General features: G+C 26.2%; 17 protein-coding genes. 15 read left to right on the forward strand and 2 right to left on the reverse strand.

Annotated elements, in window-relative coordinates:
- Positions 1-174: 174 nt before the first annotated feature.
- From BGI41_RS03095 to argH, 15 genes are all read left to right on the forward strand, one after another.
- Positions 175-384, forward strand: a complete 210-nt coding sequence (locus BGI41_RS03095) for a histone family protein (RefSeq protein WP_088538782.1) — start codon at positions 175-177, stop codon at positions 382-384.
- Between the two features lie 572 nt (positions 385-956).
- On the forward strand, positions 957-1,328 hold the full coding sequence (rpl7ae, locus tag BGI41_RS03100) for a 50S ribosomal protein L7Ae (protein ID WP_088538783.1): 372 nt from the start codon (positions 957-959) through the stop codon (positions 1,326-1,328).
- A 57-nt stretch (positions 1,329-1,385) separates the two neighbouring features.
- Positions 1,386-1,592, forward strand: coding sequence for a 30S ribosomal protein S28e (locus BGI41_RS03105; RefSeq protein WP_016358306.1), 207 nt, complete (start codon positions 1,386-1,388; stop codon positions 1,590-1,592).
- A 20-nt stretch (positions 1,593-1,612) separates the two neighbouring features.
- A complete protein-coding gene (locus BGI41_RS03110; RefSeq protein ID WP_088538784.1) occupies positions 1,613-1,774 on the forward strand; it encodes a 50S ribosomal protein L24e in 162 nt (53 codons plus the stop codon).
- Positions 1,771-2,223: a nucleoside-diphosphate kinase gene (ndk, locus tag BGI41_RS03115; RefSeq protein WP_088538785.1), complete on the forward strand. Its 453-nt coding sequence runs from the start codon at positions 1,771-1,773 to the stop codon at positions 2,221-2,223. Before BGI41_RS03110 ends, ndk begins: the two co-directional genes overlap by 4 nt.
- Positions 2,224-2,329: 106 nt before the next feature.
- Positions 2,330-4,117 carry a translation initiation factor IF-2 gene (gene infB, locus BGI41_RS03120; RefSeq protein WP_088538786.1) on the forward strand — a complete coding sequence of 596 codons (1,788 nt, stop codon included), beginning with the start codon at positions 2,330-2,332 and terminating at the stop codon, positions 4,115-4,117.
- 196 nt (positions 4,118-4,313) lie between these two features.
- Complete coding sequence (locus tag BGI41_RS03125; protein ID WP_088538787.1) at positions 4,314-4,694, forward strand: 30S ribosomal protein S6e; 381 nt, start codon at positions 4,314-4,316, stop codon at positions 4,692-4,694.
- Positions 4,695-4,756: 62 nt separating this feature from the next.
- Positions 4,757-5,989: a translation initiation factor IF-2 subunit gamma gene (locus BGI41_RS03130; RefSeq protein WP_088538788.1), complete on the forward strand. Its 1,233-nt coding sequence runs from the start codon at positions 4,757-4,759 to the stop codon at positions 5,987-5,989.
- A 136-nt stretch (positions 5,990-6,125) separates the two neighbouring features.
- Positions 6,126-6,497 carry a PIN domain-containing protein gene (locus BGI41_RS03135; RefSeq protein WP_233126301.1) on the forward strand — a complete coding sequence of 124 codons (372 nt, stop codon included), beginning with the start codon at positions 6,126-6,128 and terminating at the stop codon, positions 6,495-6,497.
- Positions 6,498-6,708: 211 nt separating this feature from the next.
- On the forward strand, positions 6,709-7,266 hold the full coding sequence (locus BGI41_RS03140) for a DNA-directed RNA polymerase (RefSeq protein WP_088538790.1): 558 nt from the start codon (positions 6,709-6,711) through the stop codon (positions 7,264-7,266).
- Positions 7,263-7,451 carry a transcription elongation factor subunit Spt4 gene (spt4, locus tag BGI41_RS03145; RefSeq protein ID WP_088538791.1) on the forward strand — a complete coding sequence of 63 codons (189 nt, stop codon included), beginning with the start codon at positions 7,263-7,265 and terminating at the stop codon, positions 7,449-7,451. The genes BGI41_RS03140 and spt4 overlap by 4 nt, the downstream gene beginning before the upstream one ends.
- A 177-nt stretch (positions 7,452-7,628) precedes the next feature.
- A complete protein-coding gene (locus BGI41_RS03150) occupies positions 7,629-8,129 on the forward strand; it encodes a GTP-dependent dephospho-CoA kinase family protein (protein WP_088538792.1) in 501 nt (166 codons plus the stop codon).
- Positions 8,130-8,197: 68 nt separating this feature from the next.
- Positions 8,198-8,500, forward strand: coding sequence for a 30S ribosomal protein S24e (locus BGI41_RS03155; protein ID WP_088538793.1), 303 nt, complete (start codon positions 8,198-8,200; stop codon positions 8,498-8,500).
- Positions 8,501-8,514: 14 nt separating this feature from the next.
- Positions 8,515-8,670: a 30S ribosomal protein S27ae gene (locus BGI41_RS03160; protein ID WP_042707513.1), complete on the forward strand. Its 156-nt coding sequence runs from the start codon at positions 8,515-8,517 to the stop codon at positions 8,668-8,670.
- Positions 8,671-8,937: 267 nt separating this feature from the next.
- On the forward strand, positions 8,938-10,347 hold the full coding sequence (gene argH / locus BGI41_RS03165) for an argininosuccinate lyase (protein ID WP_088538794.1): 1,410 nt from the start codon (positions 8,938-8,940) through the stop codon (positions 10,345-10,347).
- Between the two features lie 129 nt (positions 10,348-10,476).
- Here argH and BGI41_RS03170 read toward each other — a convergent pair whose 3' ends face one another.
- The gene (locus BGI41_RS03170; RefSeq protein ID WP_088538795.1) at positions 10,477-10,755 is read right to left on the reverse strand and encodes a hypothetical protein; all 279 of its coding nucleotides are present in this window, start codon (positions 10,753-10,755) and stop codon (positions 10,477-10,479) included.
- A 463-nt stretch (positions 10,756-11,218) separates the two neighbouring features.
- Entirely contained in the window at positions 11,219-12,280 is a 1,062-nt protein-coding gene (locus tag BGI41_RS03175) for an ATPase (protein ID WP_088538796.1), read from the reverse strand.
- Between the last annotated feature and the right edge of the window lie 284 nt (positions 12,281-12,564).

Raw genomic sequence — 12,564 nt, forward strand, 5'->3', positions numbered from 1 at the left:
ATTTTTTTCTTTTATTTAAAATTTTTTTTTTATACAGACTTTTAAAAAAATCTATTTATAGTTTAATACAATAATTAATTATTATATAAAATTCACCAAAATAAACAGTATTTAAACAATAGATTTATATATTAAAATATATTAAATATTATTAACAAATATTGAGGTGAAAATATGGAATTACCTATAGCTCCTATTGGAAGAATTTTAAAAAATGCTGGTGCTGACAGAGTAAGTGATGATGCTAAAAATGAATTAGCTATGGCTATTGAAGACTGTGGTCATGAAATTTCAAGAAAAGCAGTTGGATATGCAAAACATGCTGGTAGAAAAACGGTCAAAGCTGAAGATATTAAATTAGCTTGTAAAAATCTTATGGATTAAGTAGTAACTGGCTTTTAGAATTTTTGATTTTGAGGGTTAGTTTTAACTTTAGTTTAAGTTCCTAAGCCTTCAAAATTTATTTGATGTTTATTTATTATTATTGATTTTTGTACTTTTTTTGTAGATTTTATATTTTGACTTATTTTCTTATCTAATTTTTATTATGATATTTTTATAAAATTTTATAAATTTTAGAATTAAATAGAAAAATAATGATTATTTTTCTTTAAAATTAATGGTATATAGGAAACCTTTATAAAGTAGAAATACTAAAGTTTATAATGTCTAGTTTTCTAGAATTTCATTAATTACTAAATTATAGTATTGAGTTTATTGATACTAACTTTTATTATAAAATATAAAGTATTGAAAATATAATCCTGCTATTTTTATTTTTTATGGGATTTTATTTAGTGATATATGATATATTCAAGATAATTATAGACTTTATTATATTCTAAAAATCTAAAAAAAGATTTTAGAATTAAGCAAGTTTATTATATTCAGATTCTGTTTATAATTTTATTTGCTGATGGATGGTATATGACCAGATGAAAAAGGAGGTAAATATTATGGCAAAACCAATTTATGTAAAATTTGATACACCGGAAGAAATAGCTGAAAAAGCTAAAGAAGCTTTAACAACCGCAAAAAATTCAGGAAAAGTTGCAAAAGGAACTAACGAAGTAACTAAATTTATTGAAAGAGGTAACGCAGATTTAGTCGTTATCGCAGAAGATGTTGATCCTGCTGAAATCGTAGCTCACATCCCTGTTCTTGCAGAAGAAAAAGAAATTCCTTATGTTTACTTAGCTACTAAAGAACAAGTAGGCGAAGCTGCAGGTTTAACTGTTGGTACTGCTTCAGCTTGTATTGTTGATGCTGGAGACGCTGAAGATTTAGTAAAAGAAGTTGTTGAAAAAGTAGCAGAACTTAAAAACTAAGTTTTTTAGCTCTGTAGGAAGACTTAGTCTTTCAATTTAGTTAAAAACGGTGATTATATGGAAGAAGGAACTCCAGCTGAAGTCATTGAAGTTCTTAAAAGAACTGGTATGACTGGAGAGGTTATGCAAGTTAAATGCAGAATCCTCGATGGGAGAGATAAAGGAAGAATTTTAACAAGAAACATCATGGGCCCTGTAAGAGAAGGTGATGTTTTAATGTTACTCGATACTATTAGAGAAGCTAAAGAAATTAGAACTCCATAGTATTTTAAGAAGGTGTTTACATGAGAACTTGTTCATTCTGTGGTAAAGAAATAAATGATGGTACTGGAAAAATGTATGTTAAAAAAGACGGTTCCATTTATTTCTTTTGTAGTACTAAATGTGAAAAAAATATGATTAAACTTGGTAGAGTACCAAGAAAAGTTAAATGGGTTAAACAATGATTCAAAAAACATATGTAATGTTAAAACCTGACGCAGTAGGTCGTCGTTTAATGGGTAAAATTATTTCCTGTTTTGAAGAAAAAGGTTTAAAAATTGTTGCTATGAAATTAAGAATGATTTCTGAAGAATTAGCAAAAGAACACTACGGTGAACATAAAGATAAACCTTTCTTTGAAGGATTAATTGAATATATTACTTCAGGACCTGTTCTTACAATGGTTATTGAAGGTAACGAAGCAATTAGTGTAATCAGAAAAATGGTTGGTGCAACTAACCCTCAAGAAGCTGATGTTGGCACTATTAGAGGAGACTTCGGTATGGATACTGGAAGAAACATAATCCATGCATCTGATGCTCCTGAATCTGCTGAAAGAGAAATTAATCTTTTCTTTAATGATGATGAAATTGTTGATTATTCAATGTCTGACAACAGTTGGATTTATGAATAGTTTTAATGTTTACAAAAATATAGGTTTAACTTAAATTTTTTAATAAATTTTTATTAAAATTTATTTTTTAAATTTTTAAATTATAATTAATAATGTGAGATAAAAAATGAATATACGATCACCAATTGTTTCAGTTTTAGGTCATGTTGATCATGGTAAAACAACTTTGCTTGATAATATTAGAGGAAGTACTGTAGCTAGTAGAGAAGCTGGAGGAATTACTCAACATATTGGAGCAACAGAGATACCTATGGATACAATTAAAAATATTTGTGGACCATTTATTGAAAAATTGTCAATCACTGATACTATTCCAGGTCTTTTCTTTATTGATACTCCTGGACATTCTGCTTTTACTTCATTAAGAAAAAGAGGTGGAGCTTTAGCTGATCTTGCTATTTTAATTGTTGATATTAATGAAGGTTTTAAACCACAAACATTTGAGGCTTTAAATATTCTTAAATTGTATAAAACCCCATTTATTGTAGCAGCTAATAAAATTGATAAATTATTTGGTTGGGAAGTTCATGAGAACTCCGCTTTCATGAATAGTTTTAAAGATCAAGCTCCTAATGTTCAACAAGATTTAGAAATGAAAGTCTATGAATTAGTTGGAATTCTACATAAAGAAGGTTTCCAATCTGAAAGATTTGATCGTGTAACTGATTTTGCATCTCAAATTGCTATTGTACCAATAAGTGCTTATACTGGTGAAGGTCTTATTGAACTTATTTCTATGTTACTTGGACTTGCACAGAAATATCTTATTTCATCACTTGAAATTCATGAAGATGCTCCTGCTAAAGGAACTGTTCTTGAAGTTAAAGAAGAAGTTGGTTTAGGTACAACTATTGATACTATTATTTATGATAGTGTTTTAAAAGTTAATGATGAAATTGCACTTATGGTTCCTGGTGATGTTATAACAACTAAAATTAGATCTATTCTTAAGCCTCATCCTCTTGAGGAAATGAGGGAATCTAAGAATAAATTTGATCATATTGATAGTGTTACTGCAGCAGCAGGAGTTAAAATTTCAGCTCCTAATTTAGATGATGTTATTTCAGGATCTCCTCTTCAAGTATTAAATGATGATGAAGATGTTGAAGAACAAATTAAAAAAGAAATTGACAATGTAACTATTGATACTGAAGATGAAGGAGTATTAGTTAAAGCAGATACTTTAGGTTCACTTGAAGCTATTGTTAGTCTTTTAACTGATATGGATGTTCCTATCAGATCAGCAGATATAGGTGATGTTTCAAGAAGAGATATTATTAATGGTCAAATCGCTGCAGAAGAAGACCCAGAACATGGAGTTATTTTTGCATTTAATGTAAATATACATCCTAAAGCTAAGGAAGATTTAGAAGAATCTGATATTAAAGTATTTTCTGGAGAAGTTATCTATAAATTAACTGAAGATTATACTGTTTGGGTCCAAGAAATGAAAGAAGCTGAACGTAAAGCTTATCTTAATGCTATTATTAAACCAGGTAAAATATATTCTATTCCTAAATTAATATTCCGCCAAAGTAAACCTGCAATTTGTGGTGTTGAGGTGTTAAGTGGTACTATTAAACCAGGTTATCCATTAATTAATGCTAATGGTCATCCTGTAGGTAAAATAGAAAGTATGGAAGATAATGGTGAATCTTTACAATCTGTTACCCGTGGTCAAAAAGTTGCTATGGCTATTGATGCAGTAGCTGGTAAAGACTTTGAAGAAGGGGACGAATTGTATGTTGATATTCCTGAAAATCATTACAAAGTACTTAATTGTGAATTTAAAGATAAATTAACTGAAGATGAACTAAAAACTTTAGATGAATTTTTAGAAATAAAAAGGAATAATGATCCTGATTGGGGTAAATTAGGCCTTTTTGAAAATTAATTAAATTATAACCATATCATATCGAACACATTAATTATTAGAATCTAAAGTATTTTTCCGATTTGTATTTTAGTTCATTTTAAAGTATGTTTAAGACTTAAATGTTGTTTTTAGGTTATTATTATTAATTTAATTAAGGGAATTTTAAAACATTGTAAACATATATTTATTTTAAAAATGTATAGGAGGAATATTCGTGGTATATAAAGTTGTTGTTTCAGATAAAGAAACTACTTATCAAGTAGAAACTGATAATACCAGTCTTAATGGTTTAAAAATTGGTGACGACTTTGACGGTAGTATTCTTGGTTTAGATGGATACAATTTAAAAATTACTGGTGGATCTGATAAAAACGGATTTGCTATGAGAAAAGATATATCTGGACCTAGAAGAATTAGAACTTTAGTATCTGGTGGAGTAGGATATAAACCTACAAAATCTGGAGAAAAAAGAAGAAAAACCATTAGAGGAAATACTATCTCTGATGATATTGTTCAAATTAATACTATTGTTTTAAGTCGTGGATCTAAATCTCTTGATGAAATTTTAGGATCTGATGAAGAAGATGAAGAATAGTTTTAACTATTCTTAATTTTAATTTTTAAAAATTTTTATTAATTTAAAGTAAGGTGTAATCTGTGAAAGTACAGGCTGATGTTAACATAGGTTTAGTAGGACATGTAGATCATGGTAAAACTACACTTACCAAAGCTTTATCTGGTGTATGGACTGATACACATAGTGAAGAAACTAAAAGAGGTATCTCTATCCGTTTAGGATATGCAGATATTGATTTAAGAAGATGTCCTGAATGTGATGAACCTCAATGTTATACTACTAAAAAAGTTTGTGAGCATTGTGGTAGTAAAACTGATGTAATTAAAAAAGTTTCATTTGTAGATGCTCCAGGGCATGAAACTTTAATGGCTACAATGTTATCTGGTGCTGCAATAATGGATGGTGCTGTTTTAGTAATTGCTGCTAATGAATATTGTCCACAACCTCAAACTAAAGAGCATTTAATGGCTCTTGATGTAATTGGAGTTAAAAATATTATTGTAGTTCAAAACAAAATTGATATTGTTTCCAAAGAAAGAGCTATAGAAAGTTATAAGGAAATTAAGGAGTTTGTAAAAGGTACCTGTGCCGAAGATGCCCTTATAATACCTATTTCTGCGCAACAAGGTGCAAATATAGATATTTTAATCGAAGCTCTCGATAAAAAGATCAAAACACCTAGAAGAAGCGTTAGAAAATCTCCATTAATGTATGTTGCTCGTTCTTTTGATATTAATAAACCTGGTTCTTCTCCTGAAAAAATTAAAGGAGGAGTTATTGGTGGAACTTTAGTTCAAGGTACTCTCCATTTAGGTGATACTATTGAAATTAAACCTGGTGTAGATATTAATGCTAATAATGATAAATCTTCTGAGTGGGTTCCACTTGTATCTGAAATTATTGGCTTAGAAGCTGGGGGAGAACAAGTTGAAAAAGTTTCTCCAGGTGGTCTTATTGGCGTTGCAACTAAATTAGATCCATCATTAACCAAAGCAGATTCATTAAATGGTTCTGTTGTTGGTAAAGAAGGAAAATTACCACCAGTTTTATTTAGCTTTTCAATGAAAGTACATCTTTTAGAACGTGTTGTAGGTACTAAAGAAGAAAGAGAAGTTTCTCCAATTAAATTTAAAGAACTTTTAATGATCAACTCTGGAACTACCACTACTATTGGTGTTGTTACATCACTTAAAGGTGGATTAGTTGAAGTTAAATTAAAATTACCAATTTGTGCTGATAAAGGTGCAAGAGTAGCTTTAAGTCGTAGAGTTGGAGCTCGTTGGAGATTAATTGGTTTCGGTATTATAAATTAGATTTTTTATAATCTTATTTTTAAATTTTAATAAAATATTTTAATTAATTAAATAGTTATTTAATTATTTAATTCATTAATTTTTGAAAATAAGAATTTAATATATTTCTAGAAGGCATTAAATGGTAAATGAGGTTGTGATTGATACAAATTTCTTTATGGCTCCTTTTCAATTTAATATTGATGTTATTGAAGAGTTAAGGAAAACTTTGCCATCATATAAATTAACAACTCCAATATGTGTTATTAAAGAGCTAGAAGGTTTAAAAAATAATAAGAAGTCTCATGTTAGGACTGAGGCAGCTCTTGGTTTAAAATATGTTAAATCAAGTAACGTTGAAATAATGGATATTTCAACAAATACTGGAGAGACTGTTGATGATGCACTTCTTAGAATATCAAAATCTCGAATACTCGCTACTAACGATATTGAACTGAGAAAAAGGGCTAAAAAACGATCTATTCGAGTAGCTTATATACGTCAAAAACGTTATATAGATATAAATTAATTTATATATTAATAATTTAGAAATCATTTTTATTGTTTTATTCATGTAATATTTAAAATCTAATTAAAATTAAATAATTTTAATCATTAAAAATTTATATTATGATTTAAAATATTATATCATTAATCTTTAAATTAAAATTTATTCAAAATTCATGTTTATAATTATTTATAAATTATTTAAATTTTTTAAAGAAATATGAGGGATTGTTTTGTATTATGAGACAAAAATAGAGGATACTGTAAGGATTCCTCCTTATAAATTTGAAGAAAATCTTGAAGATGTTGCAATAGAAATTCTTAATGAACTTTACATTGGTCAATTAGATAAACAATTAGGTTTATTAATTTGTGTTTATTCTATTGATAAAATTGGTGAAGGTAAATTAATTATTGGTGATGGTGCAACTTATCATCATGTTGTTTTCTCTGCAGTATTTTATAAACCAGAACAACAAGAAATTGTATATGGTCAAGTTATTGAGATTGCTGAATTTGGTGCATTTGTAAGAATTGGACCTATGGATGGTTTAGTTCACGTTTCTCAAGTAACTGATGATTATATTAATTATGATCCTAAAAATGGAGCACTTATTGCTAGTGAATCAGATAAAATTCTTCAAGAACAAGATTTAGTTAGAGCTAGAATTATAGCTTTAAGTCTTAAATCCAAATCTATTAAAAATAATAGAATTGGTCTTACAATGAGACAACCAGGTTTAGGAAATCTAGAGTGGATTAAAGAGGAAAAAAGGAAGAATAAAGCATGAGTGAAAGAGCTTGTACTAAATGTAAAAGAATAACTCAAAATGAAGTATGTCCTGTATGTCATGGTAATGTACCAACTTCAGAAAATTGGAGTGGTTTTTTAATAATTTTAGATCCAGATAATTCTAAAGTAGCTAAAGAATTAAATATTACATTACCTGGAGAATATGCTTTAAGAGTTAAATAAATAATTTAATTTTAAATTTTTATTTTTTACTCATATTTAATTTTTAATTATTATTGAAGTTTTTATTTAGTTATTATACTTTAATTATAAATATGATTAATAACATATTTACTAATGTATAATGATTAATAATAAATTAAATAATTTATAAATAATTTATTTTAGAGGGAATTTAAGTTGTTACAAATTACTAGTGAATTAATTCAGGAGTTAAAAAAGCCGTTAGGTGATTTATATCCTAATTTTGAAGATGCTTTAGATATTATTAAATCTTCTAATTTTTTGATTTCTGCAGGTGATTGTACTTTAAAAAACCTTATTTCTCATGATATTTATCCAGATGTTGCATTAATGGATAATCATATTCAGAGAAATGCATATAATTCCAATATAAATTATACTAATAATGTTTTATCAGCAGTAAATCCTGCTGGAACTATTACTGATAATCTTTGGGAAACCATAGATTTTGCTATTAAACAATCAATTAAGACTAATGAAAGATATCTTATTGTTGTTGATGGGGAAGAAGATCTTGCAGTTCTTCCTATTATTCAATTAGCTCCAGAAGATACTACTGTATTATATGGACAGCCAAATGAGGGTTTAGTTGTACTCAATGCTGGCGATTTAAAAGATAAAGGTGAAAAATTTATCAATGATTTTAAGGAAATATAATCCTTAATTTATTTGCTCTTATGATAAATTAGCTAACCTTATGAATTAATTAAAATAGAGGGTTAACTATGGATATAGAAATTATAGAACAAAATGAAAATAAAATATTTAATAGGAATGAAGTAAAATTTTTTGTAAATTATGAAAAAGAAGCAACTCCTAAAGTTTTAGATATTAAAAACAAATTAGTTGCTATGCTTGATTCACAAAAAGATTTATTAGTTGTTGACACTATTGAACCATTTTATGGTGAACCTAAAGCTTTAGGTTATGCTAAAGTTTATGCAACTAAAGATGATTTAGATTATATTGAAACTAAAAGTGTTATTTTAAAAAACACTGAACCTTCTGAAGAAGAAGAGGAAGAATAAGTGGAGGCTTTTTAATGAAAGTATCTAGTTTATACGAAGTTAAAGATGGTAAATTAGTTAGAAAAAATCCTATATGTCCTCGTTGTGGTGGCGGAGTATTTATGGCTGATCATGGTGATAGATACGCTTGCGGTAAATGTGGATATACCGAAATGAAAAATAAAAATTAAGTATATTTACTTAATTTTCTTATTTTTATTGTTTGTCTGTTTTTGTAGTTTTTATTTGTTTTTGTAGTTTTTTCTTATTGTTTGTCTGTTTTTGTAGTTTTTATTTGTTTTCGTCTAATTTTTTATAGTATTTTTCTTATTATATTTTGAATAAATATCTTTTTAATTTTTTTAGTTTCTTTATATTTATTAAACAAATTATTTATACCAATTTAACAAATATTATATTAATATAATTTTTTTTAAATAATTAAATAAGGTGAGCTTTTGATTTTACGTAGTGGAAGATTAAATAAAGAAATGACTGAAGAAGCTGCAGAATTTACTTCATCACTTGAAGCAGATAAAGAAATTTTCTATGCAGATATTAAATGTAATTTTGCACATACTACAATGTTAAAAGAAGAAAATATTATTGATGCTGATATTGCAGATAAAATTCTTGGTGCATTAGTTAAACTTAAAGAAGAAGGATATGAAGTTTTAGATTTTAATCCTGCTGTAGAAGATATTCATATGGCTATTGAAAATTATGTTACTGATATAGTTGGTCCAGATGCAGGATTTATGCATACTGCAAAATCTAGAAATGATCAAGTTGCAACTGATATTCGTTTAGTTTTACGTGAGAAAATACGTGATATTCAAAGTGATATTCTAGATTTTATGGATAATTTAGTTGATATGGCAGATAATTATAAAGAATCTGTATTTATTGGTTTTACACATCTTCAACATGCTCAACCAATTACTATTGCTCATCATTTAATGGCTCATGTTCAAGCATTAAAAAGAGATTATCAAAGGTTATCTGATACTTATAAAAGAGTTAATCTTAATCCATTAGGATCTGCAGCAATGACTACTACTAGTTTTCCAATTAATAGAGAACTTACTACTAAACTTTTAGGATTTGATGGATACCTTGAAAATTCAATGGATGGTGTTTCTTCTCGTGATTTTGCTGCAGAAGCAATTTTTGATCTTGCATCACTTTGTACTACTTTATCTAAAATTTGTGAAGAATTAATTCTTTGGAGTACTTATGAATTTGGTGTAATTAAAATGGATGATGCTTATTGTTCAACTTCTTCTATTATGCCTCAAAAGAAAAACCCTGATGTTGCAGAAGTTGCAAGAAGTAAAGCTACTCGTGTTAATGGAGAATTAGTCACTGTTTTAACTATGCTTAAAGCATTACCATATACATATAATAGAGATTTACAAGAAATTACTCCTCATTTATGGAGAAGTTTTAAAGAATCTAAAGCTGTTTTAAGTATTGTATCTAAAATGCTTTTATCTGTAACATTTAATGAAGATAGATGTCTTGAACTTGCAGGTAAAAACTTTGCTACAGCTACTGATTTAGCAGATATTATGGTTAGAGAAAGAAAAATACCATTTAGAACAGCACATAAAATTGTTGGACGTGTTGTTAATGAGGCAACTGCTCAAGGTTTAGAAGCAACTGATGTTACAAGTAAATTTGTTGATGATGTTGCAGAGGAACTTGGTTTTGATAAATTAAATCTTGATGAAAAATTAGTTAGTGATGCTCTTAATCCATTAGAAAATGTTAAAATGAGAAAAGTTCCTGGTGGTCCATCACCGGAAATGGTTACTCTTGCTATGAATCATATTAAAGAGTTTATTAAAGAAGAAAGAGGAGAATAATTCTCTTTTTTATTAATTTTAAATTATGATTCTATTTTTTTAATTATTTTTTTATTTTATTAATTTAAAATTTTTAATTCTATTTTTTTAATTATTTTTATATTTTAAATTTTTAGTTTTATTTTTTAATTAAATACCTAATTTTTTTAGTTTTTCATCTATTTCTTCATCACTTAATTCTTCATTTTCATCTTCTTCATTATCTTTATTTTTTCTAAGTGATTCTTTATATAGAATTTCTTCTTTATTTTCTTTCCAATTTTTAACGATTTTATTTTCCATTTCATCGTCAACTTCAATTATTGGTCCAGTATAATCACAATTATAACATACCCATCTAGACCATACTTGAGGTATAATCCATTCTACATTACGTGATCCACATCTAGGACATACTTTCTTTTTCATAATAATCTTTTATCTTTTTATTTAAAGCCTTATAGGGGAATTGAACCCCTATCATTTGTTTACGAGACAAATATTTTTCCATTAAAACTAATAAGGCATAATGTATAGATTTTTCTATATTTTATTATATAAATTTTTTATTTTTTTATAATTTATTTATTAATTAAATTTTTAATGTTTTATTAACAATTGTTATATTTTTAATTATTAATAAAATTTTATATTTTTTTAGTTAAATTATAAAAATTTTTTTTATTTTTTATATAATTTTTGAAATAAATTTATTTTATTTATTATATCAAAAATTAATTTATTATTTAAATTTATATTTCTTAATAAAATATAAAAAAAGAATTTTAATAGTTTTTTGTAAAAATTTTATTTTAATTTTATAGAAAATGGAATTTTAATAGTTTTTTTGTAAAAACTTTATTTTTAATTTTTAAAAAATTGAGTTTTAATTTTAATCTGTTCTATAAAAACTCCATATTAAATCTAAAGCTTCTCCAACTTCTAAAGCACCAGCTCTAGTTTCTCTTAAAATTCTTTGAATTGAATATTTTTTCATATGTGGGAATTTTTTATGTACTTCATATAAGAGAGGACATCCAAATCCTTTTATTGATTTTATTGGATAGTCTTTCATTATATGTTTACCATCTAATTTACCACATGAAAGGGATGCAGGTAGGTTTAAACGTTGGACTATTTCATTATTGTAGTAGTTATCAGTAATACATTGGCTACCTGTTGATAACATATCTCCAAATATTACAAGAGGTATATTATTTTCAAGACTATATTGAAAAATCCTTTTTTCTATTGTTCCTGAACATCTACCACAAGGATGGAATCTACCAGTAAATGCTTCTTCAACTAAATTTGTATAATCAATTGGAATATATTTATGTTCTGCAGGTAAAGCATTACATAAATTATCAATATTATATTTAAATTGTTTTGGTAATACTATTGTTCCAGGATCTATTGTAATTGCTATTGGATTAAATCCAAGATATTTAGCAAATACAAGTGAAAAACTACTATCAACACCTCCTGAAAGTGCTACAACTGCTTTATGTTCTATAGAATTATCATTAAAGGTATCTTTATAATTTTCTTCAAGATAATCTTTTAAATTAAATGAATAAATATTATCAATTTTATTTTTCATTGTGTTTTTAAGATTCATAAGAGGTGTATATGCAAAATAATTTTCATCTTTATTATTAAGTATTGAATTTAATTTCTTATATGAAAGTTTTAATCTGTATTCTTTTTGTATAAAGTCTGTATAGCTTTCAACATGTATACTTTCAAATCCAAGTTCTTCACGTAGACGACCAACAACCCATCCACCTTTTCCAATTATTGCAGATTTATCTGGTCTATCTTCAGTTATTATCCATAGTTCATTAGTATTATCACAATAGTTAAGTTCTTTAATATTAAATTCTATATCTTCATGACCAATTTCTTTTCTTATTCTTTTTATGTTTTCAATAAGATATTCTTTATTTATCATGTTATACCTTTTCTTAAATTATAATATTCTAAATTAAAGTAAATTTTTATTAATATACTTTTTTAATTAAATTATTAATTTTAATTAAAGTAATTTATGAGTTTTAATATAAAATTAGTTTATTTCTTATAAAATTTAAACTTTTTATTTATTTAATTTTTTTATTAAGATTTTATTTTTTTATTATTTAAAGACATTTGTTTTAATTTTTTTTATTCATTTATTTTTTTTATGATTTTAGAGTATATATTTGAATTTTTTATTTTTATATGATTATTTTATTT

It is taken from the genome of Methanobrevibacter sp. 87.7 (genome assembly GCF_002208625.1).
GTDB lineage: Archaea > Methanobacteriota > Methanobacteria > Methanobacteriales > Methanobacteriaceae > Methanarmilla.

Bases quoted from the DNA above. Each gene is read 5' to 3' on its own strand.
- BGI41_RS03095 (WP_088538782.1), top strand. From the start codon at position 175: ATGGAATTACCTATAGCTCCTATTGGAAGAATTTTAAAAAATGCTGGT.
- rpl7ae (WP_088538783.1), top strand. From the start codon at position 957: ATGGCAAAACCAATTTATGTAAAATTTGATACACCGGAAGAAATAGCT.
- BGI41_RS03105 (WP_016358306.1), top strand. From the start codon at position 1,386: ATGGAAGAAGGAACTCCAGCTGAAGTCATTGAAGTTCTTAAAAGAACT.
- BGI41_RS03110 (WP_088538784.1), top strand. From the start codon at position 1,613: ATGAGAACTTGTTCATTCTGTGGTAAAGAAATAAATGATGGTACTGGA.
- ndk (WP_088538785.1), top strand. From the start codon at position 1,771: ATGATTCAAAAAACATATGTAATGTTAAAACCTGACGCAGTAGGTCGT.
- infB (WP_088538786.1), top strand. From the start codon at position 2,330: ATGAATATACGATCACCAATTGTTTCAGTTTTAGGTCATGTTGATCAT.
- spt4 (WP_088538791.1), top strand. From the start codon at position 7,263: ATGAGTGAAAGAGCTTGTACTAAATGTAAAAGAATAACTCAAAATGAA.
- BGI41_RS03155 (WP_088538793.1), top strand. From the start codon at position 8,198: ATGGATATAGAAATTATAGAACAAAATGAAAATAAAATATTTAATAGG.
- BGI41_RS03160 (WP_042707513.1), top strand. From the start codon at position 8,515: ATGAAAGTATCTAGTTTATACGAAGTTAAAGATGGTAAATTAGTTAGA.
- BGI41_RS03170 (WP_088538795.1), bottom strand. From the start codon at position 10,755: ATGAAAAAGAAAGTATGTCCTAGATGTGGATCACGTAATGTAGAATGG.
- BGI41_RS03175 (WP_088538796.1), bottom strand. From the start codon at position 12,280: ATGATAAATAAAGAATATCTTATTGAAAACATAAAAAGAATAAGAAAA.